General features: G+C 65.3%; 13 protein-coding genes. 5 read left to right on the top strand and 8 right to left on the bottom strand.

What is annotated here, in order from left to right; translation table 11 throughout:
- Positions 1-134: 134 nt before the first annotated feature.
- The 4 genes from GKC41_RS04255 to GKC41_RS04270 are packed head-to-tail and all read left to right on the top strand — an operon-like array spanning position 135 to position 10785.
- The gene (locus GKC41_RS04255; RefSeq protein WP_154313123.1) at positions 135-5567 is read left to right on the top strand and encodes an Ig-like domain-containing protein; all 5433 of its coding nucleotides are present in this window, start codon (positions 135-137) and stop codon (positions 5565-5567) included.
- Between the two features lie 2 nt (positions 5568-5569).
- Positions 5570-7126 (top strand): AAA family ATPase, encoded by a 1557-nt coding sequence (locus GKC41_RS04260; protein ID WP_229281621.1) that lies wholly within the window; start codon positions 5570-5572, stop codon positions 7124-7126.
- A 3-nt stretch (positions 7127-7129) separates the two neighbouring features.
- Positions 7130-8377 (top strand): DUF58 domain-containing protein, encoded by a 1248-nt coding sequence (locus GKC41_RS04265; protein WP_154313124.1) that lies wholly within the window; start codon positions 7130-7132, stop codon positions 8375-8377.
- Entirely contained in the window at positions 8374-10785 is a 2412-nt protein-coding gene (locus tag GKC41_RS04270) for a transglutaminase-like domain-containing protein (RefSeq protein ID WP_154313125.1), read from the top strand. The genes GKC41_RS04265 and GKC41_RS04270 overlap by 4 nt, the downstream gene beginning before the upstream one ends.
- A gap of 161 nt (positions 10786-10946) precedes the next feature.
- On the opposite strand, the gene GKC41_RS04275 is transcribed toward GKC41_RS04270, so the two are convergent.
- From GKC41_RS04275 to GKC41_RS04290, 4 genes are all read right to left on the bottom strand, one after another.
- A complete protein-coding gene (locus tag GKC41_RS04275) occupies positions 10947-15107 on the bottom strand; it encodes a DNA-directed RNA polymerase subunit beta' (RefSeq protein WP_324612037.1) in 4161 nt (1386 codons plus the stop codon).
- Between the two features lie 88 nt (positions 15108-15195).
- Entirely contained in the window at positions 15196-18762 is a 3567-nt protein-coding gene (gene rpoB / locus GKC41_RS04280; RefSeq protein ID WP_045935092.1) for a DNA-directed RNA polymerase subunit beta, read from the bottom strand.
- A 194-nt stretch (positions 18763-18956) separates the two neighbouring features.
- Positions 18957-19607, bottom strand: coding sequence for a hypothetical protein (locus GKC41_RS04285; RefSeq protein WP_154313126.1), 651 nt, complete (start codon positions 19605-19607; stop codon positions 18957-18959).
- Between the two features lie 30 nt (positions 19608-19637).
- Positions 19638-20693: an A/G-specific adenine glycosylase gene (locus GKC41_RS04290; RefSeq protein ID WP_154313127.1), complete on the bottom strand. Its 1056-nt coding sequence runs from the start codon at positions 20691-20693 to the stop codon at positions 19638-19640.
- Positions 20694-20783: 90 nt separating this feature from the next.
- Between GKC41_RS04290 and GKC41_RS04295 the strand changes: the two genes are divergently transcribed.
- Entirely contained in the window at positions 20784-21437 is a 654-nt protein-coding gene (locus GKC41_RS04295) for a tRNA (cytidine(34)-2'-O)-methyltransferase (protein ID WP_154313128.1), read from the top strand.
- Between the two features lie 15 nt (positions 21438-21452).
- On the opposite strand, the gene GKC41_RS04300 is transcribed toward GKC41_RS04295, so the two are convergent.
- The 4 genes from GKC41_RS04300 to galT form a co-directional block, all read right to left on the bottom strand.
- Entirely contained in the window at positions 21453-22817 is a 1365-nt protein-coding gene (locus GKC41_RS04300; RefSeq protein WP_154313129.1) for a PFL family protein, read from the bottom strand.
- 10 nt (positions 22818-22827) lie between these two features.
- Positions 22828-23100, bottom strand: a complete 273-nt coding sequence (locus GKC41_RS04305) for an ACT domain-containing protein (RefSeq protein WP_015021435.1) — start codon at positions 23098-23100, stop codon at positions 22828-22830.
- A gap of 115 nt (positions 23101-23215) precedes the next feature.
- Complete coding sequence (gene galK, locus GKC41_RS04310; RefSeq protein WP_154313130.1) at positions 23216-24478, bottom strand: galactokinase; 1263 nt, start codon at positions 24476-24478, stop codon at positions 23216-23218.
- Positions 24475-25758, bottom strand: a complete 1284-nt coding sequence (gene galT, locus GKC41_RS04315) for a galactose-1-phosphate uridylyltransferase (RefSeq protein ID WP_154313131.1) — start codon at positions 25756-25758, stop codon at positions 24475-24477. Before galT ends, galK begins: the two co-directional genes overlap by 4 nt.
- Between the last annotated feature and the right edge of the window lie 66 nt (positions 25759-25824).

Genomic DNA, 25824 nt, shown 5'->3' on the forward strand with positions numbered 1-25824 from the left:
CAGCTAAAATCAGTCCTCAGAGAGGGCATCGACGGCGGTCCGGGACTAATTAAAAACAAAGGCAAAAGGTAAAGGAAGGTATAGGTCAGACATCTTGGCCTGTGCGGCAGAACAGGAAAGGAACCCAGGGGATTATGGACTTGCAGGGACGCTTCCTGCGCATGCGCCGGGCCAGGCTGCGTCTGCGGCATGCTCTTGCCGTCCGCGCCAAGAACCCTGCCACCATCCTGGCCGTCACGCTGACGGCTCTGGTCCTGCTCATATTAGGCGCCTTGTTCATGCATGGAGTGGACCGCCGTGCCGTTCAGGTGGATGACGGCAGCATCTGGATCACCTCCGAGAACGAGCGCAAGGTCGCCCGGTTCAAGCCCGACATCGGCGAGGCGGACGTGGCCCTGTCGACAGGCACGGACCACTTCGACCTGGCCCAGAGCGGATACGCGGTCATCCTGGGCCGTGAAGGAGGCATGGCTCCCATAGCGGCCTCCACCGCCACACTGGGAGACACCACCCGATCGGATGCCAGGGTCCAGCGGATGGTCAACGGGCCCACTCTGGTCCTCTTCCAGGCGCGGACCGGCAAGGTCTGGGTGGGTCAGGCCACTTCTCCGGGAGATATGGACCCGCAACGCCGCGACCCTGTGCTGACCCTGGGCTCCGGGGCCGCCGTCACCGTGGATGCCTCCGGAACCGTCTACGCCTACCGGCCCTCGGACGGGGTCGTGCTGAAAATCGACGGACCGGACTCCCGGGCCCACCGTGAGCTGGACTCCCTGACGGATCACGTCCCCGTTCGGGCCACTGCATTCAGCGTCATCGGTGGAAGACCCGTCCTCCTGGCTGGCAATCGGCTTTACTGGCCCCAGGGATCCGTCCGGATACCGCACCGGGGAGACCTGCAGCTCCAGTCCACTCCTGTGGACATGGACCGTCAGGGACCCTGGGTGGGTCTGACCGATCAGGAAAGCGTCCACCTGGTTGATCTGGACCATCCGCGCAATCAGGTCGAGACCGTACGCACCGGCGGCAGCGGCCAACCCGCCCAGCCGGTCTCCTCCGGCGGATGCCTTTGGACGGCCTGGGCCTCCTCGGGAAGCAATTTCCTACGCCTGTGCGCAACAGGAACGGCCGGGCCCAAGGTCCGGTCACCCCAGCCCCGCCCCACCACCCTGGAAGCCATCAGCCCCACCTCGGACCTGGTCTTCCGGGCCAACCACCGGAGGGTCATCCTCAACGACGTGCTGACTGGCGATGTTTGGAACCCGCAATCCTCCACCAAGGTGATCCGGCCGCAGTGGCAAACCATGGAGGTCAAGCACACAGACAAAACCGATCAGCGCCAGGACTCGGCCGACAACCGCCAGCGGTTCGCTGCCACCTGTCGCTCAGGATCCCAACCCATCCAGGCCGAGGACGACAGTCTGGGCATTCGGGCCGGTTCCAGAGCCCTGCTGGACCTCCTTCGCAACGATCGTCAGACCGACTGTTCGGTTCTGCGAATCGAGGATGCGCGCAGCTCGCAGGGCAATCTGCGCCTGACCCCGGTCATGAACGGCCGTTACCTACAGGTGGATGCCAGCGACGCACCTGTCGGCCGGGCCCGAATCAACTACTCCATCACCGACGGTCGCGGCCAGGTCTCCTCGGCTGGCATCGACCTGAACATCGCCCCGGCCAAGATGGACCGAAGTGACCAAGCACCGGTCCAGAACGATACCCCTCCCGAGTATGAGGTGGAGCAGGGCGCCACGACAACCGTCAACGCTCTGGCCGGCTTCGAGGATCCTGACGGAGACCCGCTGACACTGGTCGGTGCCGAATCCGTCAACTCCGATCGAATATCCCTTTCCACCAGAGCTGATGGGCAGCTGACCATGAGTGCTGGGTCGGCCACATCCGGTCGGTTGGCTGTCAAAGTCACCGTTTCGGACGGACTCATGAGCGGCCAGGGACTCATCTACTTCACCGTCAGACCCGTCAACACCCTGGCCCCACTGGTTGATCCGGTCATCCGCCAGGCCACTCCCGGCCGAGAGGTGACCGTGGACCTGAGCAGGAGCGCACATGCCAATGCCGCTCAGCCCCTCCGCCTGGTCCGGGTCGACAAGACTGATGGAATCCAGGTGGAGGTCAACGCCGAGAGCCTTTCCTTCACCGCCACCGTCGCCAACCCGGGCACCTATTATGTGCCCTACCGGGTGGCCCAGGGCGACCAGGAGACCCAGGGGCTGGTCAGGCTGGAGGTGGAACACGACCAGGGCGGATCCGCGCCGCCGGTACCCGTCAACGACGTGGCCCTGCTGGGGGCCGACCAGACCGCCATCGTCGATCCGCTCGACAACGATCTGGATCCCATGGGCGGAGTGCTGGCGCTGACCGATGTGCGCGTGGACCCGGACTCCGGCATCAAGGTCGGCATCGTGGACCACCGTCGAGTCTATCTGTCAGCCAGAAAAATTCCCACACGCCCGCTGAGCATCGCCTACACGGTCGCCAACGCCGAAGGCAGCGCTCAGGGGACCATCGTCCTACAGCCCCCCTCCTTGAGCAGGGCGGCCTCGGCGCCCAAGGCCCCGAATCTGACGGTTGGGGTCCGATCATCGGGCCTGGTCACGGTTCCGGTCATGGACAGGGTCACCCACGCTGACGGGACCAGCGTCAACCTGGACCAGCAGCTGACCACGGACCAGCGGACCTTTGCGGGTCTGACCTTCGTATCCGGGGATACGGTCAGGTATCAGGCCAGCGAGCGCACCGGGGACTTCCCGGTCACCTATACGGTCAGGGATGATCTGGGCAACGCAGCCTCTGGCACCATCACCTTCCGGGTGCATGCCTCCGACCCTGCCAGCAAGCCCGCACCCACTCCCAAGGACCTGCGGGCCCAGGTAGCTGCCGGGACCAAGGTACGCATCCCCGTCCCGCTGACCGGCATCGATCCGGATGGAGACTGTGACACCCTGTCCGGCTTGGGCAACCAGGCGCCCAGGCTGGGAAGGATTGTCAAAGCCGGGGCCGACTACCTGATCTATGAGGCCTATCCCGACTCGCACGGCACCGACGAGTTCACCTACGCCGTGGAGGACTGGGTGGGGCAGCGTGCCCAGGCGCGCGTCCGCATCGGCGTCTTTTCCGACTCGTCGATGACCGGGGTCTTCGCCCGGGACGATAAGGTCAGGCTGCGGCCTGGGACCGTGGCCGACGTGCCGGTCCTGCTCAATGACATCTCCGGGGACGACGACCCCTTGAGCCTGGACCCCCACATGGAGCGCCAGGGCCTGGACCAGGCCGGCGTAGAGGTCGACATGATCCGGCTGACTGCTCCTTCGCAGCCAGGGACCTCCTATCTGGTCTACAAGGCACGCAACCGGGCAGGGCTGAGCGACCAGGCCACACTGACCGTGGTCTCGGATCCCCAGGCCCCCATCCAGCCGCCCATAGCCCAGGATTACCAGGTTGCTCCCGAGGACACGGTGGACAAGCGCAGTGTGGAGGTCGATCTGGCCGACTCCATCAGCAACCCATCCGGCACCCTCGATGACCTGCGCCTTGGGATTCATCCCAGCGCCCGTGCCCATGCCAGGATCGTGGGCGAAGCCGGCTCCACCAAGCTGGTCATCGATCTGACCGACCAGGCCAGGGCGGTGCCCTACACCGTGACCAACACCCGGTACAAGATCACTTCAATGGCTTTTGTGAAGGTCCCCGCCTATGGGGTATTCCCCCCGGTCCTGAGACCTCGCGCTCCGGCCCTCAAAGTGCGGGCTGGACAGAGCATCACCATCGACATCGCCGACCAGGTCAGGGTGGGTGCGGGCAAGACCGCACGGATCGCCTCCCGCCAGTCAGTCTCGGCCACCAAGTCCGACGGATCCGACCCCTACGTGGACGAGCACACCCTGAGGTTCACCGCCGCCAAGGACTATGCCGGCCCAGCCTCGCTGACCTTTGCAGTCCGTGACGGGGATCCAGGGGGCCAGGCCATCGTCAACGAGTCGGTACTGACCCTGCCCATCACCGTGGTAGGCGGCAGAGCCTCCCCGCCGGTCCTTTCTGCACCGGTCATCGATCTGGTGGCCGGGGAGCCGGCACAGACCATCTCCCTGACCGCCATGACCCGCTGGCCCCAGGGAAGCGACCCGGCCGAAAGCACCTTCTCCTCCGGGGACCCACAGGGGCCGATCCGTGCCAAGCTGAGTCCTCGGGGCCAACTGAACGTAGCCGCCGACAAGACCGCGACGCCCGGCACCAAGGCCACACTGCCGGTGACCATCACCAGTTCCTCCGGCGATGTGCATACGGTCCTGGTCTTCCGCATCGTCGCCACCACCCGACCCCTGGCTTCGGTCCCCTCGCGTCAGCTAGGGCTCAAGGCCGGGCAGAGTCTGGAACTGGACCTGTTCGACGGCGCCCTCAACCCCTTCCCTGACACTCCGCTACGCTTGGTCGGCCTGGTCAGCGACGACACCTCACGACTGACAGCCACCAGCCTGGGCGACGGAAGGATTGCCATCAAAGCCGATCGCGACATCGGCGCCTCCACCAACACCATTCTGGCCACGATCGAGGATGGCAGCCGGGATCCGGGACGCCGGGTCAGCGTCACCATCACCGTGGGCATCATCGACCGCCCGCAGGCCCCCAGAATGCTGGCAGGCGCCGCCCAGGCAGGCGACGGAACAGTTCTCCTGACCTGGGAGCCGGGCGCAGTCAACGGCAGTCCGGTGGACGAGTACCGGGTCACCTACACCTCATCGGCAGGCTCCGGACAACGCTCCTGCGGCAATGCCGTCACCTGCCGGGTCGACGGGCTGGCCAACGGCCATGACTACTCATTCACAGTCCAAGCCCACAACCAGGTCGGCTGGTCCCCCGCCTCCTCGCCGGCGGCAGCCAGACCTGATGCGCTTCCCGGAGACGTGCAGGCATTGACCGTGGACGGCGGCAGCAAGGAAACCCTGACCGTCACCTGGCGTCCGCCGGAGAATCATGGCTCACCCATCCAGGGCTATACGGTCCACGCCGATGGTTCCGGCTGCGGTTCGCCGCGATGGCGGTCGGCCACCGCCACCAAGGCGGTCTTCGACGTGGACCATGACGAGGCAGGAGGCACCTGCACAGTGAGCGTGACCCCCGCCAATATGGCCGGATCAGGACCTGTGGCCTCAGCCTCCGGAGCCACCTGGTCGCATCCGGATCCGCCTGCATTCCAGACTTTGGAGTACCAGGGCAAGGACCGGGTCAAGCTGGTCCTGAACCCCGGTGCCGAACACGGCCGACCCTGCGCAGATATCCAGGTGAGCATCGATGGCCTCGACACAGACAAGGCTTCCTGGACCCTGCCCTGCAACCAGCCGGAGGTCAGTGAAGTCATCACCCTGCCCGCCGGGTCAACCAAACCGGGCGCCAAGCTGAACTTCCGGGCGGTCGCCCGCATCCGTGGGGTGGGGTCCGAAGGCCATTCGCCCGCCGCCACCAAGGAGCTGACCCTGCCCAAGGATGCCGACAAGCCAAGCGACAAGACACTTAATCCGTCAGGGGTCCCCTCAGCAGACAAGGATGAATGACCATGGATGAACGAAACGCACAGGAACCCATCCAGCAGGACGGCACCATCCCCGATGACGCGACCAGGAGGAGTACCCCCAAGGCCGCCCGCGAAGCAGGCAGCGAAGGCCGACGGATCCCTGCCGACCGACTGGATGTACTGAAGCGACAGCGTCAGGCCCTCATGGCCGGTCTGGGTCAGCAGGAATCCTCCCAGGCGGCGAACGACGATCGGACCCGGCCCGCCCGCATCCCTGTGGCTGCCAGGCAGGAAAGGACTCAGGAGTCCGAGGCGGAATCCGTCCCATCGGACCGCACCATGGTGGAAGACGGGACCATCCCCGTCCGCCAGCCGGTCCGTGACCTGTTCACCCGGTCCTCATCGACTCCTGCCAGGCCCGACCTCGTCGATGTCACCGATCAGTCCCGACACCCCCAACTGGAGCGGACCTCGGCTCCCAGATACGAAGTCAGGACCGACGAACCCAGGGGAGCAGAAAAGACCGGTCAGAACCAGAACCAACGGTCTTTCACCGAAGCAGGAAATCAGGCAGAAGAGGCCAGGCGGAAGAGACGATCAGGCCAAGCAGGAGGCAGCAGCCAGGCAGTGGACCGCAGCCAAGCCGCCGTGGATGTATCGACCTTCGCCAGCCTCTTCCGCTCCATAGTCGACAATGTCGGCCAGGCGGTGCTGGGCAAGGAGGAGACCATCGCCCTGTGCGTCACCGCCCTGATCGCAGGAGGCCATGTGCTCCTGGAGGACAATCCGGGCACCGGCAAGACCCAGCTGTCACGGGCACTGGCCGCCTCAATCGCCGTGGACTGCAAGCGGATCCAGTTCACCCCCGACCTGCTGCCCTCCGATCTGCTGGGCGTGACCTTCTACGACCAGTCTCAAGGACGATTCTCCTTCCGGCCCGGTCCGGTCTTCGCCTCTCTGGTTCTGGCTGACGAGATCAACAGAGCCTCCCCCAAGACCCAATCGGCCCTGCTGGAGGTCATGGAGGAAGGCCAGGTGACCGTGGATGGGCGCACCTACCGCCTACCCCGGCCATTCATGGTTATGGCCACCCAGAATCCCATCGAGCAGCTGGGCACCTACGCCCTGCCCGAGGCTCAGATGGACCGCTTTCTGATCCGCACCTCGCTTGGGGCACCGGGGCATGATGCCAGTCTGCGCATCCTTCAAGAAGCCGACATCCGTGACCGGGCCGGCCTGGTCGAACCGGTGGTCGATGCCAGCCAGGTGGAGGCCATGGCCGCCTGCGCCTCCAAGGTCTTCTGTGATTCCTCCATCATGGAATACGTCATCCACATCATCGAAGCCACACGGCACAGCCCCGCCATCCGGGTCGGCTCCTCCATCAGAGGCGGACTTGCTCTGGTCCGTTGCGCCAGGATCCGGGCCTGCGCCCAGGGCCGCGACTACGTGATCCCCGACGATGTCAAGGACCTGGTCGACCCCATCCTGGCCCACCGGCTGCTCCTGACCGCCCAGAGCAGGCTGGCGGGCATGGACGAACACCAGGCGCTGGCCGAAGTCCTGTCCAAGGTCCCCGTCCCCACAGGAGAGCAGTGAGCCATGACCGCCTTCGCCCGCCGACCTGCCACGGAGGCAAGACCGGTATCCTCGACAGGATCCAGACAGGGCCTGCGATCCCGGGCCGCTGACCTGTGGCAGTCCGTCACTGCCCTGGGCCGGGCCATGGCTCTGGCCGCACTCCTGTGCGCTCTGGCCTTCGTCCCTACAGGCTGGCGTGAACTGCTGGCGGGCACTTTGCTGGGCGTGGGCATGCTGTTGCTGGGATTGCTGATGAGCCTGGGCAACCTGTCCTGTAGCGCTGAAACGAGTCTGGACCAGGGCCGTCTGGAGGTGGGCGGCCAGGCTGAGCTGGTCCTGGTTCTAACCAATCCGGGCAGCCGTTCCACCCGCCGCGGCCGAATCGGTCTGACCCTGGGCCAAGGAACCATCATGGCGCCGCTGCCAGCCCTGGCTCCCGGCCAGAGTCACCAGATCCGCTTGAAGCTGGAAGCCAGGTCCCGTGGCGTGATTGACCTGGGCCCGGTGACCATGGAGGCCGGGGATCCGCTGGGACTCATCCGCCGCCGCCGAATCCTGACTGGCGCCCGAAAACTCTACATCCATCCCCGCACGGTGGCCCTGCCGCCACTTGAAGCCGGACTGGAACGCGACCTGGAGGGGGATCCCGGCCCGGGCATTGTCGACGACGACCTGGAATTCCACGCCCTGCGCCCCTATGCTCCGGGCGACGACATGAAACGGGTCCACTGGCTGTCCACCGCCCGGACCGGCACCCTGATGGTCCGCCAGTACGAGCCCACCCTGCGCACCAGGACCGAACTGATTTTGGACGGCAAGGCCACCTCATACCGGAATGCGGATGAGTTCGAGCTGGCAGTTGAAATCTACGCCTCCCTGGGCTGCCGATGCCTGCTTGATGGCCGTCGGCTGCAAGCGGTGGCCCCGGTATCCGACGATTCCGATGCCCATGGAACCATCCTGCCCACGGAGGATCCCCGAAGCTTTCTGGATGCCTGCAGTGCCATCCGCCCCAGCCAGGACAGCTACGACAAACCAGACCTGGCTGACGCTCCCGAACGAACCAGCCTGACCATTCTGGTAACCGGTTCGCTGGGCGACGACCAGGCCTCAGCCCTGGCGGGTGAATCTGCCCAGAGCTCCTCCCCGGTCATGCTGCTGGCTGCTGACCTGGATGCCAATCCAAGTCTGCAGACGCAGCCGGGCCTTGTCAACGCCGTTTTGGGCAGCCTGCAGGACCTTCCCATCCTCTTGGAGAACCAGCCATGAGCACATCTGCATCATGGATGGACCAAGTCCAGAGGGAGCCCATACGCCTGATTGACCGGGCAGGTCTGCAATCCACTGTCGACCCCACCAGGCGCCGCTCCCCTATCATTCTGATCGCTGCACTTGCCCCCCTCGATCTGCTGGCCGGACTGCAGTTGCTTCCGGTCTACGGCAGCCTGCCCCTCTGGCTGACAGTGGGAGCCGTAGCCTGCCTGGTCGGACTGATGATTGCCTTGCTCCCCCGCCGTGGTATTGCCACAGCCCTCCTGCAACCTCTGCTGCTGATTGCGGCCCAATTCCTGCTGGGTCCTATCTTCGCACTGAACGGGACCACTCTGGCACACGTCCTGCCCACCTGGACAACCCTGGCACAAGGGTGGTCCGCCACCTTCGGCGCGTTCAAGACACTGGCAGCCATCGACCCGCCACTTGGCCAGGAAGCCGGCGGACTGATGGCCCTATGGACGCTGACGCTCTGGACCTCTTATCTGGCCGTGCTGCTGGCCCGCCATGGCCTGGGTCGCAACCTGGGACAGCCGGCGCACCCCGTGGCCGTCCTGGCAGCCACCTTGCCCATCCTGGCCACCATGGCTGTGTCAGCCGTCCTAGGCACCAGCAGAGGCCTCCACCCGGCGTTGACGGGCGGCATCCTATGGCTGCTCCTGCTGATCTGGTGCGCCAGCGGACTGGGTCTGCTGCGCCTGCAAGGACTCGCATCCACGCTTCTGACCCTGGCATTGACAGCCGGACTGATTTTCTCCGCTGGAATCCTGCCCGCCCCGACCCGGCTGGTCATCCGAGACCACTATCAGCCCCCCATGGACCCCTACCAGTTCACCAGCCCCTTGAGCGATTACCGCGCCTATATCAAGCGTCACCGCGACGATACCCTGGTCACGGTCCGCAACCTGCCCGCCTGCACGCCGGTCCGAATGGCCGTCATGGACCGTTATGACGGCAAGGTCTGGAACCTGTCCGACTCATCAGGCGCTGGAGCCGCCGACTACCGGCGCATCGGTGCCCAGATCCGCACAGAAACCCAGCAGAGCAAGGCCAAAAACGGCGAACAGGCCGGACAGCCTTTTACCGCGACCTTTCTGATTCGGGAGGGATTCGACCACGCCTGGCTGCCTTCCGCCGGACAAGTCAACGGCATCGATACAGATCAGGGCCTACAACGGAAGGACCTCTACTTCAACAAGGCCACAGACACCGTACTGACCAATCAGGCCCTGCAGGCCGGAGCCAGCTATACGGTGCACGGCGTGGCCGAAGACCGACCCGTAGCCCGTCGCATAGCCGACAGCAATCCAGGAGATGCACAGGTGCCTCCCCTGGCGGATGCGCCCGAGAGCCTGCCCAAGGCGGCTGCCTCCATGACCTCCATGCAGGCGCGCGGCGGCGCCAGGGCGCTGGCCATCGAGGAACGGCTGCACCAGGAGGGATGGTTCTCCCATGGTCTGGCCGGCGACTATCCCTCGCCCTCCGGTCATGGCGACTATCGAATCAATCAGCTCCTGCAGGGCCAGGCCATGGTGGGCGACAGCGAACAATACGCCTCGGCCATGGCCCTCCTGGCCAGGCAGATGGGTCTGCCATCCCGAGTGGTCCTGGGATTCCTGCCCAAGAATCGCGACGGCTCCATCACCCGGGCACGGACCAGGACTCAGGCGGACGGGAGCACCCGAATCGACTTCACAGGACGCGATGCCCAGGCCTGGGTGGAGATCAATCTCAAGGGACTCGGGTGGGTCCCCTTCTACCCCACGCCACCGGAGACCAAGACCCCGGACAAGTCCCTGGACTCCACACCGCCCGATCCGCGGACCCTGGTCCGCCAGCCGCCGCCCCCGCTGGTCGATCCTCCTCGTGACGACAGAGCTACCCAAGGCAGAACCACCGTTGGCGGCCAGGAGGCATCCCGGCAGTCTTCACCCTCCTTCTGGAAGCGGTACGGACCCTTGGTAGCCAGAGTGACGCTCTGGACAGCGCCACTCTGGCTGCCTGCTCTGCTGGTTTTGCTCCTGCTGGCCGTCAAGTCCTGGCTGCGTCGACGGGCCCGGTCGAACGGCGATCCGAAGACACGTATCCGTGCCGGCTGGCGACAGATCGGCAACCTGGGCAGGCAGACCGGCTTGTCCCTGGATGGCACCCGCAGCGAACAGGCGGCTCTGATCGCCCAGACCCTGCTGACGGACCCCCCAGGGTCCTCGTCGTCCGGACTGCGCGGGGATCTGGATCGACTGCGCAGTATGGCCGATCAGGCCTCGTTCGACCAGAACCCTTCAGATGAACAGGAGGCCGAGGATTGCTGGCAACTGGTGGACAAGCTTCGATCCGCCATCCTGGCATCCCTGCCGCGAACCCGACGTTGGCGCACCCTGCTTTCCCCTAGGCACCTGCGCTGACCCGTCCGCCGAGAACCCGGACAGCGGGAAAACAAAATGAGGGCCCGGGCGATCACTAAGATCGCATGGGCCCTCATTCTTTATCACATATCCTGTAGCCGAATCCGCCGGTCCGGGTTATCCGGCCCAAGCGGATCTGCGGCTACTGGTCGTCCATGCGCTCACTGGTTGGAGTGCTGGTCCTCCGAGGAGGAGAAGGTGGCAGAACCAGGCTGCTGGGACGGCTTCTGATCGGAGTCACTGCCATTGGCGGCATCCGAGGATCCCGTGCCCGTGGCAGCCGTCTGATCGCCGGCCTCAGCCGACGGATCCTGCACATTGGGGGTGTCCAGATGGCTCTGGCCGCCCTGGTCGTTGAGGAAGTCGTCCGGGTTGAAGTCGTCGCCCAGCTTCAGGTCTCCGAAGTCGATGTTGGAGAAGTCCACATCGTTCAGGTCGGCGTCGCTCAGATCCACGTCGCCGCCACCCAGACCGAAGTTGGGGTAGATGGTGTCGCGGATGGCCTTGTCGGGCTCCACGGTGGCGTTGCGGTACCTGGCCAGACCGGTGCCTGCGGGAATCAGCTTGCCGATGATCACGTTCTCCTTGAGGCCCTTCAGGTCGTCGACCTTCTGGTTCAGGGCGGCCTCGGTGAGCACGCGGGTCGTCTCCTGGAAGGAGGCGGCCGACAGCCAGGAGTCGGTGGCCAGGGAGGCCTTGGTGATGCCCATGAGCTCGGGGCGTCCCGCGGCCGGCTTGCCTCCGGCCTTGACGGCCTTCATGTTGGCGGCCTTGAACTTGGCCTGGTCAACCAGCTCGCCAGGCAGCAGATCCGTGTCGCCCGAGTCGATGACCGTCACGCGGCGGAGCATCTGGTGGACGATGACCTCGATGTGCTTGTCGTGGATGTCCACGCCCTGGGAGCGATAGACCGTGTGCACCTCGTTGACGATGTTCACCTGGGCGGCGCGCGGGCCGAGGATGCGCAGGATCTTCTTGGGATCCACGGAGCCCTCGATCAGCTGGGTGCCGGCCTCGACGTGCTGTCCATCCTTGACCATCATGGGTGCACGGCGGGTGACCGGGTAGGTCAGCGCCTCCACGGAGGTGTCGTCGGGGGTCAGGGTCACCTGACGGCCGCGGTCGGTGTCCTCCACCTTGACGGTGCCGGGGAACTCCGCGATGGGAGCCTCGCCCTTGGGGGTACGGGCCTCGAAGAGCTCGGTGACACGGGGAAGACCCTGGGTGATGTCGGAGGCCGAAGCCACGCCGCCGGAGTGGAAGGAACGCAGCGTCAGCTGGGTACCGGGCTCGCCGATGGACTGGGCGGCCACAATGCCCACGGCCTCGCCGACGTCCACCAGCTTGTTGGTGGCCAGGGACCAGCCGTAGCACTTGGCGCACACCCCGCGGGTGGACTCGCAGGTCAGGACCGAACGGGCCTTGACCTCCTCCACGCCGTGGGCGACCATGTCGCGCAGCACATCCATGGACAGTGCGTCGCCGCGCTTGTAGAGCACGGTCTTGCCATCCTTGGGGTCGATGACGTCGGCGGCCAGGAGCCTGGAGTAGGGTCCGCCGTCGGCGGCCTTGACCAGGACCAGGTTGCCCTGCTCGTCGCGCTCGGCCACCTTCATGGTCAGACCGCGCATGGTGCCGCAGTCCTCCTCGCGCACGATCACGTCCTGGGAGACATCGACCAGACGACGGGTCAGGTAGCCCGACTCGGCGGTACGCAGTGCGGTGTCGGCCAGACCCTTGCGGGCACCGTGCTGGGAGATGAAGTACTCCAGCACCGACAGACCGTCGTGGTAGTTGGACTTGACCGGTCGAGGAATGATCTCGCCCTTGGGGTTGGCCACCAGGCCTCGCATACCGGCAATCTGGCGGATCTGCATCCAGTTGCCTCGTGCCCCGGACTGGACCATGATGTTCACGTTGTTGTCCGGAGTGAAGTGCTTCTGCATGGCGTCAGCCACCTTGTCGGTGCATTCGGTCCACAGGTTGATCAGCTCCTGACGGCGCTCCTCGTCGGTCAGCAGACCCATGTCGTACTGGGAGTTGACCTTGGCGGCCTGCCCCTGGTACTCGTTGACGATCTCGCCGCGCTCGGGCGGCACCACGATGTCGGAGAAGGCCATGGTCACGCCGGACCACTGGGCCCGGGTGAAGCCCAGATCCTTCAGGGCATCCAGGGTTGCCGCCACCTGTGCGGTCGAGTATCGGGTGGCGATGTCGTCCACGATGCCGGACAGCTTGCCCTTGGGTACCTGCTCGTTGATGAAGGGGTAGTCCACAGGCAGCGTCCGATTGAACAGGACCCGCCCGTAGTTGGTGGCGAAGAGCCTGGAGCCGTCCTTGAAGACCTCCTCCTTGACCACGTCAGGGCTGCCGGGCTCGGGGTCGACGACCTTGAGGTCACCGGGCTCCCAGTCCTTGGGCATGACGAAGTCGGCGGGGACCCGCAGCAGGATCTTGGCCTGCATGTCGATCTCGCCCAGGTCCAGGGCCATCCGGGCCTCGGCCAGGCTGGAGAAGATCCGGCCCTGGCCCTTGGCGCCGTCAACCACGGTGGTCAGGTAGTACAGACCCAGAATCATGTCCTGGGAGGGCATGGTGACCGTGTGGCCGTCGGCGGGCTTGAGGATGTTGTCGGAGGCCAGCATGAGCGAACGGGCCTCAGCCTGGGCCTCGGCCGACAGGGGCAGATGGACTGCCATCTGGTCGCCGTCGAAGTCGGCGTTGAAGGCCGCACATGCCAGCGGGGGCAGGTGGATGGCCTTGCCCTCGACCAGGATGGGCTCGAAGGCCTGGATGCCCAGACGGTGCAGCGTAGGCGCACGGTTGAGCAGGACGGGGTGCTCGGAGATGACCTCCTCCAGCACGCCCCAGACCTCGGGGTCGCCGCGGTCGACCAGACGCTTGGCGCTCTTCATGTTCTGCGCGTAGTTGAGGTCGACCAGCCGCTTGATGACGAAGGGCTTGAAAAGCTCCAGGGCCATGGGCTTGGGCAGGCCGCACTGGTGCATGCGCAGGGAGGGCCCGACCACGATCACGGAACGGCCGGAGTAATCCACGCGCTTGCCCAGCAGGTTCTGACGGAAGCGGCCCTGCTTGCCCTTGAGCATATCTGCCAGGGACTTCAGGGGACGGTTGGAGGCTCCGGTGACGGGACGGCCACGACGGCCGTTGTCGAAGAGGGAGTCCACAGCCTCCTGGAGCATGCGCTTCTCGTTGTTGAGCATGATCTCGGGGGCGCCCAGCTCGATCAGGCGCTTGAGCCTGTTGTTGCGGTTGATGACGCGCCGGTAGAGGTCGTTCAGGTCGGAGGTGGCGAAGCGGCCGCCGTCCAGCTGCACCATGGGGCGCAGGTCGGGCGGAATGACCGGGACGACGTCCAGGACCATGGCCTCGGGCTTGTTGCCGGTGTTCAGGAAGGCGGAGACCACCTTCAGCCGCTTCAGGGCACGGGCCTTGCGCTGGCCGGAGCCGGTGTCGATCTCGTGACGGAGCTCCTTGGCGGCAGCCTCCAGGTCGAAGTCCTGCAGGCGCTTCTTGATGGCCTCGGCGCCCATGCAGCCCTCGAAGTAGTCACCGTAGCGGTCCTGCATCTCCCGCCACAGATCCACGTCACCCTCCATGTCGCCGGGCTTCAGGGTCTTGAAGCGGTCGAAGACGGCGGTGATCCGCTGGATCTGGTCGTCGTAGCGCTTGCGGATGGCGGTCATGTCCCGCTCGGCCCCGTTGCGCAGACGTGCCTTCATGGAGCCTTTGACCTCGTCGGTCTTCTCCAGCTCGGCCAGGTCCTCCTCCAGCTTCTTGGCGCGCTTGTCGATCTCCAGGTCGCGCTTCTTCTCCAGCTGGTTGATCTCGTTGTCGAACTCGTCCTGCAGGTCGGGCAGGTCCTTGTGGCGCTGCTCCTCATCCACCTTGGTGACCATGTAGGCCGCGAAGTAGATGACCTTCTCCAGGTCCTTGGGCGCGATGTCCAGCAGGTATCCCAGCCGGGAGGGCACGCCCTTGAAGAACCAGATGTGGGTGACGGGGGCGGCCAGTTCGATGTGGCCCATACGCTCACGGCGGACGCGGGAGCGGGTGACCTCCACACCGCAGCGCTCGCAGACGATCCCCTTGAAGCGCACGCGCTTGTACTTGCCGCAGGCGCACTCCCAGTCGCGGGTGGGTCCGAAGATCTGCTCGCCGAACAGGCCGTCCTTCTCAGGCTTCAAGGTACGGTAGTTGATGGTTTCCGGCTTCTTGACCTCGCCATAGCTCCAGCCGCGGATGTCATCGGCCGTGGCCAGTCCGATTCTCAGTTTGTCAAATGCATTGACGTCCAGCACTCTGTGTCCTGTCTCTGATCTTGTAACTGCTCTGAAGTTTGCCTCTTGGCGGGATGCCCTTCAGACGGGCATCCCAGTGACTTGTGGTTCAGCGGTACTCCGGCTCGGGAGCGGACTGGTCGGCCTTGGCGGCGGCGTCCGGGCGGGCGCCGATGTTGAAGCCCAGGTCGTCGGAGGCGGCGCTCGGGTCGTCGTCCTCGTCCTTCATCTCGATCACGTTGCCTTCCGCGTTGAGCACCTCAACGTTCAAGGAGAGCGACTGCATCTCCTTGAGCAGCACCTTGAAGGATTCGGGGATGCCGGCCGCCGGCAGGTTCTCCCCGCGCACGATGGCTCCATAGGCCCGGACACGGCCGTCCACGTCGTCGGACTTGGTGGTCATCATCTCGTGCAGGGTGTAGGCGGCGCCGTAGGCCTCCAGGGCCCAGACCTCCATCTCGCCGAAGCGCTGGCCGCCGAACTGGGCCTTGCCGCCCAGGGGCTGCTGGGTGATCATGGAGTACGGTCCGGTGGACCTGGCGTGGATCTTGTCGTCGACCAGGTGGTGGAGCTTGAGCATGTACATGTAGCCCACGGAGATGGGCTTGGTGAAGGGCTCGCCGGTGCGGCCGTCGTAGAGCACGGCCTTGCCGTCATCGCCCACCAGGCGCTCGCCGTCACGGTTGGGCAGGGTGGTCTTGAGCAGACCGTTCAGGGCGTCCTCACGCACGCCGTCGAAGACCGGGGTGGCCACGGCGGTGCCGGGCTCGGCCTTCTCGGCACCTGCCGGGATGTGCTTCTTCCACTCGGCCTCCAGGTCGGGATCCAGACTGATGTCCCAGCCGGAGTGGGCGATCCATCCTAGGTGGAGTTCCAGGACCTGTCCCAAGTTCATACGGGAGGGCACGCCCAAGGGGTTGAGCATGATGTCGATGGGGGTGCCATCGGCCATGAAGGGCATATCCTCCTCGGGAAGGATCCTCGAGATGACGCCCTTGTTGCCGTGGCGGCCCGAGAGCTTGTCGCCCTGGGTGATCTTGCGGTGCTGGGCGATGTAGACCCGGATCATCCGGTTGACGCCGTTGGGCAGCTCGTCGCCGTCCTCCTCGGCATCCTCGCGGGTGACCTCCTTGACCTCGATGACCGTGCCGGTCTCGCCGTGGGGCACCCGCAGGCTGGTGTCGCGCACCTCGCGGCTCTTCTCACCGAAGATGGCCCGCAGGAGCCGCTCCTCGGGGGTCAGCTCGGTCTCTCCCTTGGGGGTGACCTTGCCGACCAGGATGTCCCCGGCCTCGACCTCGGCGCCGATGCGGATGATGCCGCGCTCGTCCAGGTTGGCCACCGCATCCTCGCCCACGTTGGGCAGGTCGCGGGTGATCTCCTCGGCGCCCAGCTTGGTCTCGCGGGCGTCGGTCTCGTACTCCTCGATGTGGATGGAGCTCAGGGTGTCGTCCTGGACCAGCCGCTGGGAGATGATGACGGCGTCCTCGTAGTTGTAGCCGTTCCAAGGCATGAAGGCCACCAGGACGTTCTTGCCCAGGGCCATCTCGCCCTTCTCGGTGGCGGGGCCGTCAGCCAGGACCGTGCCGGCCTCGACCCGCTCCCCGTCCTTGATCAGGGGGACCTGGTTGTAGCAGGTGGTCTGGTTGGACCGCTGGAACTTGGCCAGCTTGTAGGAGGACTGGGTGCCGTCGTCATTCATGACGCGGATGATGTCGGCGGAGACGTAGGTGACCACGCCCGGCTTCTCGGCCAGGATGACATCGCCCGAATCGATGGCGGAGCGCCACTCGGAGCCGGTGCCCACCAGGGGACGCTCGGACTTGACCAGGGGGACGGCCTGACGCTGCATGTTGGTGCCCATCAGTGCTCGGTGGCCCTCGTCGTGCTCCAGGAATGGAATCAGGGAGGCGCCCACCGAAACCATCTGCCGGGGGGAGACATCCATCAGGTCCACCTGGGAGACGGGCACATCCTTGGCCTCGGCCTCGGCATCACGCACCAGGGCCTCGTCCTCGACGAAGTGTCCGGTCTCGTCGATCTCCTGGTTGGCCTGGGCGATGGTGTGCTCGGACTCCTGGTCGGCGGTCATGTAGACCACGTCATCCGTCACCTGGCCATCGATGACCTTGCGGTAGGGGGTCTCGATGAAGCCGAAGGGGTTGACCCGGGCGAAGGTTGCCAGGGAGCCGATCAGGCCGATGTTGGGGCCTTCAGGGGACTCGATGGGGCACATGCGTCCGTAGTGGGAGGGGTGCACATCGCGCACCTCCATGGAGGCGCGGTCGCGGGACAGGCCGCCGGGGCCCAGGGCCGAGAGACGACGCTTGTTGGTCACGCCGGCCAGCGGGTTGTTCTGATCCATGAACTGGCTCAGCTGGGAGGTTCCGAAGAACTCCTTGATGGTGGCATTGACCGGGCGGATGTTGATCAGGGACTGCGGGGTGATGGCCTCCGCGTCCTGGGTGGTCATCCTCTCACGGACCACGCGCTCCATACGGCTCAGGCCGGTGCGCAGCTGGTTCTGGATCAGCTCGCCCACCTGACGGATGCGGCGGTTGCCGAAGTGGTCGATGTCGTCCACGTCCACCCGCAGCTCGATGTCCTTGCCGTCGCGGCGGCCGGGGAAGGTCTGCCCGCCGGCATGCAGGGTCACCAGGTACTTCAGGGTGGCGATGATGTCCTCGGGATGCAGGCTGCGGTCGTTGAAGTCGGCCTCAAGACCCAGCTTGCGGTTGATCTTGTAGCGGCCGACCCGGGCCAGGTCGTAGCGCTTGGTGTTGAAGTAGAAGGAATCCAGCAGGTTGCGGCCGGCCTCGGGCGAGGCTGTGTCCGCGGGCCGGATCTTGCGGTAGAGGTCGGTCAGGGCCTCGTCCTGGGTCTCGATGGTCTCCTTCTCCAGGGCGTCCAGCACCAGTGGATAGCCCTTGAAGGCCTTGCGGATCTGCGGCTTGGTCATGCCGATGGCCATGAGGAAGACGATGGCGGACTGCTTGCGCTTGCGGTCCACGCGCACGCCCAGCACATCGCGCTTGTCGATCTCGAACTCCAGCCAGGCGCCCCGGCTGGGGATGATCTTGGCCCCGAAGATCTCCTTGTCGGAGTTGCGGTCCTGGGTGCGGTCGAAGTAGACGCCGGGAGAGCGGACCAGCTGGGAGACGATGACGCGCTCCGAGCCGCCGATGATGAAGGTGCCGTGGGGGGTCTGCAGCGGGAAGTCGCCCATGAAGACGGTCTGCGACTTGATCTCGCCGGTGTCCCCGTTCTCGAACTCGGCGTTCACGTACAGGGGGGCGGAGTAGGTGTAGTCCTTCTCCTTGCACTCCTGGACCGTGTGCCGAGGCTCCTCGAAGTAGGGATCGGAGAAGGTCAGGCTCATGGTCTGCGCGAAGTTCTCGATGGGTGAGATCTCCTGGAAGACCTCATCCAGGCCGGAGACGGGGGCCACGGTATGGGTCCCGTTGACCCGATCCTCCTCGACACGCTTCTTCCAGCGGTCATTGCCGACCAGCCAGTCGAAGCTATCGGTCTGCACGCCCAGGAGGTAGGGCACCTCGATGGGTTCGCGGATGGATCCGAAATTGACACGATCGGTGGCCTTGTGCAGTTTGATGTCGTGTTCGTCAGCGCGTGCCTGCGTTGCGGTGGTACTACTTACAGCTTTATTGGCAGCCAAAATGGACGTTCCTTATCGCTCGCCGTACTCGATCATTCCTGTTACCCCAGGGAGATGCCGAATGGCCGCCATATGCCTATTCGCGGGCATCTCCTCGATGATGCATGCCCGCTATATGACACACCTCATGCAAGGACAAAACTATAGCAGACAAGAACCATGGACGCAATCGGCGTGTCGTCTTGGAAAAGCTGCTATTGGACCATGACCGGCACTGGCTGGGAGACCACCTTGGAATCGGCCTTGAGCACCAGCTTGGCTTGGTATGAACCAGCCTTGACCCGGGGCAGCTTCTGATCAGGCTGACAGCTCTCCTGGCTCCTGTCGGCATGCCAGGTGATGGTCTGCACATCCTTGTCTCCTGTGGCCATGAGCAGGGTGCGCGCCCCCACCGGGCAGGCATCGGAGCGCCAGACGGTATCCTGACCGCTGGTGATGACCAGCACCCGGCCACCGTCGGAACCGTCCACCAAGCATGAACCCGTTCCCTTGTGCCGGATGGTCACCGTAAAGTCGATGGACCCGCCGACCCCAGTGCTGGGATCGGGCGCAGCCAGCTCCAGAGCCAGATCCCCCTTGTCGCAGTCAGGAGCCCCGGAGGAACGCTTCTTGCCGGCGTCCTTCTTCTGCTTGTCCTTGTCCTTGGATTTGGTCTTTGCGTCCTGCCGGGCGCTGGTCGAGGCTCCCTGGCCCCCATCGCCCCCGCGCAGGGCTCTGATGCCTGCCCCCACGCCCCAAACCAGGCCAGCGCAGACCAATAGGAAGAGCACCGCCAGCAGGGCGGCCGCGATCCTGCGGCGACGGTACATCCGCCGCTTCTTCTCGCTCATGCGTCGCTTGGCCATACTTCTCCAGTCTAATCGCCAGGGCGGCCTTTACTGCGGCAGACTCAGGCTGCCGTCCTGGCCGATCTCCAGAAGACCATCCTCATCCAGTGAAGCGATGCACCGATCAAGTCGGATTTCATCGTTGCACAGGGGTTTCAGGTCCTTCCTTGAGACGGCCACGCCCGAAGCCTGCCGCAGGGCCTGAAGGATGGCACCGCGGACCTGTCGGTCGGTACCCGCGAAGCGCTGTCGGGGCCTGGTCCTGCCTTCGCCCAGACCGGGCAGTCCAGCCTTCATAAAGCGGCAGTGGCCGGCCAGAGGGCAGATGTCGCAGGCCGGCTTGCGGGCGATGCAGACCGTGGCGCCCAGCTCCATGACGGCCTGGTTCCATCGGGCCGAGGGCGGCTCCCGCCAGGCTGCCGACCTGACCTTCGGATCAGCCAGTCCCAAACGGCCACCATCTTCCTGGGCACCACTATTCTGGGCACCGATATCCTCCCGCCCTCCGTCTTCGGCGCTGACACCCTCCTGCCCCTCGTCCTCAGGCAGGACCTGCCAGGCCAGTTGGCGCTCCTCTCGACTGGCGGCGCCCCCGGTGGATTCACGCCCCAAAAAGACCCTGGAGAGCACCCTGCGGATATTGGTGTCGATGACGGCTATCCTCTCGCCATAGGCAAAGCTCATGACAGCGCTGGCCGTGTAGTCGCCGATGCCAGGCAGGGCCACCAGCTGGTCGTAATCCCGTGGCAGCCGGTCTGCATACCGGCCGGCCACCTGCTGCGCGCATTCCTGCAGGCGCAGGGCTCGGCGCGGGTAGCCCAGCCGACCCCAGGCCGTGATGACCTCGGCCTTGGGTGCAGCGGCCAGGGAGGCCGCATCCGGCCATACCTTCATCCAGGCCGTCCAGTAGGGCACCACCCGGCTCATCTGAGTCTGCTGGCTCATGACCTCGGAGACCAGGACCCCCCAGGGCGTGGTCCGCCCAAAGCGCCAGGGCAGGTCGCGGGCGTATCGGCTCCACCAGTCGAACAGCCGCAGGCGGATGGGTTCAGTCTCCGCCAAGGCCGTCTCCGCCTTCTCCATGGTCACACCGCCCTTCACCATCCGATTCTGCCTCATTCAACCGCCGTATTTTGCCCGATGGTGCCGACCAGCCCCGCCTTGTCTGTCGTTTGGCGACGGTAGGTTGGCCTCATGAACAGGCAGGAGCAGGAGCGGTCCGGCGACCCGTCGAAGGCCGTCGAAAGCATGTACGAGTATGGATACCGCAAATCGAATTATGGTCCCGACGAGCTGGTCACTGACGCCCATGGCAACCCCATCTCCGTGGTGGATGCCATGATGAAGGCCGATCAGGCCAGCCGGGTCAAGACCTCCACGCCCCACCTATGCTATTACTCGCCGCGGATCCCCGGCAACACCGGCTCGGCCATCCGCCTGTGCGCCGTGACCGGCACCATCCTGCACCTGATAGAGCCCCTAGGCTTCAACCTCAAAGACACCAAGCTGCGCCGGGCCGGCCTGGACTACCACGACATGGCCCACGTGGTCCTGCACCCGGACTTCGACGACCTGGTCCGCTCCATGCCTGACAGCCGGATCATCGCCTTCACCGCCCACGCTGACAAGCTCTACACCGAAGTCGACTACCGGCCGGACGACATCCTCCTGTTCGGCCCCGAGCCGGGCGACATCCCCGACCCCATGGACATCATGGCCGGCCCTCATGTGGCCGAACAGGTCAGGCTGCCCATGCGGCCCAGCCTGCGCAGCCTGAACCTGACCAACTGCGCCTCCATCGCCATCTACGAGGCCTGGCGGCAGCTGGGATTCCAAGGCGGCCGCTGAACCCCGCGAGCGCGCTCAGTTCTTGAAACTGTGAATGGGCGCTGGGATGTGTCCGCCCCGGTTGACGAAGTCGGCACATGAGCGGGTATTGACAGGCACGACCGGCCCACCGCCCATGAGCCCGCCGAACTCGGCCCATTCGCCCACCTGCTTGCCGATGACAGGAATGACTCGGACAGCGGTGGTCTTCTGATTGATCATGCCAATGGCCGCCTCGTCGGCGATAAGGCCGGAGATGGATTCCGCGGAAGTGTCCCCGGGGATGGGAATCATGTCCAGCCCCACCGAACAGACGCAGGTCATGGCCTCAAGCTTCTCCAGGGTCAGGCTCCCCTCTTGCGCAGCCTGGATCATGGCGGCGTCCTCGGATACGGGAATAAAGGCCCCGGACAGCCCGCCCACCGAGCTGGAAGCCATGATGCCGCCCTTCTTGACCTGATCGTTGAGGATGGCCAGGGCCGCAGTGGTCCCCGGTGCGCCCACCTGCTCCAGGCCCATGGTCTGCAGGACTTCGCCCACCGAGTCCCCCACCGCCGGGGTGGGCGCCAGGGACAGGTCGATGATCCCGAAGGGCACGTCCAGGCGACGGCTGGCCTCCTGGGCCACCAGCTGCCCCACCCGGGTGATCTTGAAGGCCGTGCGCTTGATGGTCTCGCAGAGCTGCCCGAAGTCGGCTCCCTTGGCTGATTCCAAGGCGGTCTTGACCACACCGGGTCCGGAGACCCCCACGTTGATGACGGCCGACCCCTGGCTGACCCCATGGAAACCGCCGGCCATGAAGGGGTTGTCGTCCGGAGCGTTGCAGAAGACCACCAGCTTGGTGCAGCCGGAGCTGTCCGAGTCGGCGGTGCTCTCGGCAGTGGCCTTGACGACCCGGCCCATCAGGGCTACAGCGTCCATGTCGATGCCCGTTCTGGTGGAGCCCACGTTGACGCTGGCACAGACCCGTTCCGTCTGGCTCAGTGCCCTGGGCAGGGACTTGATCAAGAGCCGCTCGGCCGGGGTCATGCCCTTACCGACCAGGGCCGAATAGCCGCCGATCAGGTTGACCCCGACCTCCTGGGCCGAGCGGTCCAGGACCTTGGCCACAGCCACATAGTCCTCCACGGTGTGGCAGGCTCCGGCAGCCACCAGAGATATGGGAGTGACGGTGATGCGCTTGTTGACGATGGGAATGCCGTACTCGCGGGCGATTGAGTCCCCAGTGGACACCAGGTCGCCGGCCAGGGAGACGATCTTGCGATGGATGTTCCGACAGAGCATGTCCACATCCCCGCTCACACAATCCAGCAGACTGATGCCCATGGTTATGGTGCGCACGTCCAGGCGCTCCCGGTCAATCATGTCGTTGGTCTCCAGGACCTCGTCGCGTGTGATCATGGCTGCCTCCTCAGACCCGGTGCATCCTGGTGAAAATCTCCTCGCGCTGGCAGCGGATGGAGACTCCGATATCCTCTCCCAAAGATTCCATCCTCTGGCTCAGCGCATCGAAATCATCCCTGCAGGCGGTGCAGTCCACAATCATCATCATGGTGAAGAAGCCGTCCAGAATCGTCTGCGAAATATCCAGCACATTGACCCCCTGCTGGGAGAGGTCTGTGCAGACCTTGCCGATGATGCCTATGGCATCCTTGCCCACCACCGTGATGATCGCCTTGTCCATGGCCGTCCTCCTCATCCACCTCACCCTTGACCGGTCCCCCTGAAAACCGGGACCCCGCTCCCCCAGCTTAGAGGAGCGCCGGGAGAAGCGGGGTCGTAGAGGTCTGCAGCCTGATTCAGGATTCGCGTGTGGCCGAAGAGGAGGGCAGAGCAATCAGAGCCCTTGGGGCCTTGAATCCCTTGGAGGCGAATCGTTCGGCAATGTCACGGGCAATATCGGAGCCCTTGCCGGCGTCAGCCAGGGCGATGATGGACCCTCCGAACCCGCCGCCGGTCATGCGAGCCCCATAAGCTCCACCCTGACGTGCCGCGTCAACGGCCTCATCCAACTCCGGGCAGGTGACCTCGTAGTCGTCCCTCAGGGAATCATGGGAGGCGTTGAACAGGCGGCCGGCCAGGACATAATCGCTCCTGCCGAAGGCCTCGATGAAGCGGTCCACCCGTCCTATCTCGCTGATGACATGGCGGACCCGCCGACGCATGGTCTCATCAGGCAGCTGCTCCAGCAGGGCAGCCAGGGCGGATGGAGGATCAGCGGCCCCATTGACCTGATCTGCCACCCGGCGCAGGTTGGCCACCCCCAGCAGGTGTGCGGCCTGCTCGCATGTTGCCCGCCGCTTATCATATTGACCATCGTTGAGCTGGTGCTGGGCCCGGGTATCGACGACCAGCAGCTCCAGGCCCGCAGCCTGCAGGTCGAAGGGAACCTGGCGCACGTTGCTCATGGCATCCAGCTCCGGCCGGCAGTCCAGCCGCAGGGCACAGCCGGATCGACACCGCATGGCGGCGCTCTGATCCATGCCGCCGGTGGAAGCGCCGGCCATATCGTTCTCAGCCGTGATGGCGGCCTGGATCAGCCTGACCCGACCAGCCTCGTCACCGCCCAGCCCCAGACCGAACAGGTCATCCAGAGCCAGGGCCACGGCACAGGTCATGGCCGCCGAGGAGCTCAACCCGGACCCCACGGGCACGCAGGAGGCCAGGGCCAGGTCGAACCCTTGAACCTGGGGGAAGCCGTCCCGCTGCAGGGCCCAGGCCACCCCGACCGGATAGGCCGCCCAGCCGCCCACCCCCCGGGCCTGGAGACCATCCAGGTCAGCCTGGACCGGATGCTCCGGATCCATGGTGGAGACCAGGCGGACCCGGCTGTCCGTCCTGGGGCTGGCGGCCACATAGGTACGGTTGGGCAGGGCGATGGGCAGGCAGAGCCCGGCGTTGTAATCCGTGTGCTCACCGATCAGATTGACCCGGCCGGGGGCGCTCCAGACACCCTGGGGGTCCCCGCCATAGACCTTCTGGAAGAGCTCGCGGGCCTTGGTGGCCCCTTGGCCGTCAGCGCCCTGGGTCCAGGCCTGTATGAATTGGACTGTCGTCGTCATTGATTCTCTCCATTCTCCAGGTCCAGGGGCCCCAGCTGGCGGAATCGGTCGGCGATCCGCTCAGGGGTGGTGTCCGACACCCAGGCGGCCATGCCTGACTCGGACCCGGCGAGATACTTGATTTTGTCCACGGCACGGCGGAAGGAGAAGAACTGCAGGTTGAGCCGGTAGTCTTCCCGCCGCGGATCGTGCAGCGGGGCCTGGTGCCAGGCGGCGATGTAGGGCAGATCCATCCCCCTGCCGTCTCCCTTGTCGAAGAAGGCATTGCCCCGCTTGAGCAGGGTGGAATACATGACGGCCAGATCCCAGCGCTCCTGGTCGTTCAGCTGGTCCAGGTTCAGGATTCCGTCGCGCACGGGGGCCATGTGGACCTCCAGGGGCCAGCGGGCGGCGGCGGGCACATAGGCCACCCAGGTGGCGTTGCGGAAGACGACCCGTCGACCGGAGTCCAGCTCGGCCTTGAGGATGTCCGCCAGGAGGTTGCCGCCGGTGCGTTCCCGGTAGGCGGCGCACTGCCTCAGCTCCTGCTCAAGGCGGGGGGCGATGAAGGGATAGCAGTAGATCTGTCCGTGGGGGTGGGCAAGGGAGACGCCGATCTCCTGTCCATGGTTCTCGAAGGGGAAGATCTGTTCGATGCCCTCCATGGCCGAGATCTCTGCAGTCCGGAAGGCCCAGGCCTCCACCACCGTCCGCAGACGCGAGACCGGCAGATCGGCAGGGAGTGCATGCTCGTCAGGGTCGAAGCAGACCACCTCGCAGCGTCCGTTGGCCTCGCGCACCGGCCAGAGAGGATTGCCGTCCACCAGGGATGGCTGGTCGGCCGCCTGCATATTGGGCACCTGCATCATGGAGGGGAAGCGGTTCTCGAAGACCGCCACGTTGTAGTCCACATCGGGGATCTCCCCATCCTGGTAGGGGTCTCCGGGCTTTCTGGCGGCCAGGGGGTTGCCCTTGGCAGTGGCCTGTGGCCCGGCGGTGATGGGCCGGTTCATCCGGGCCGTGGCCATGGGGATCCAGTCTCCGGTCAGAGGGTCCCGGCGCATCTGCGGCGGCTGGAAGGGCACCGTCCTGCCCTCCTGATCCCGGTGCGGGGCGAACCGGTCGGTCAGCGGACGAGGATCGTCCAGACGCCTGGTCCTGCGGCCGGATACATACTCGGGATCATCGTCCAGGTAGAAGAACCGACGCCCGTCGGCCAGTCTGGTGGGGGTGATGCGGATGTGCCCCCTGGCATAGTCGCCGGGAACATACCGTTGGGGGACATACTGCTCTGACTTCATGCTGCTCCTTCATCGTCCGTGATGATTGACAATCCATGGCAACCCGCTATGGCAACCTGCGCACCC

The organism is Bifidobacterium asteroides (assembly GCF_009683175.1).
Lineage (GTDB): Bacteria > Actinomycetota > Actinomycetes > Actinomycetales > Bifidobacteriaceae > Bombiscardovia > Bombiscardovia asteroides_H.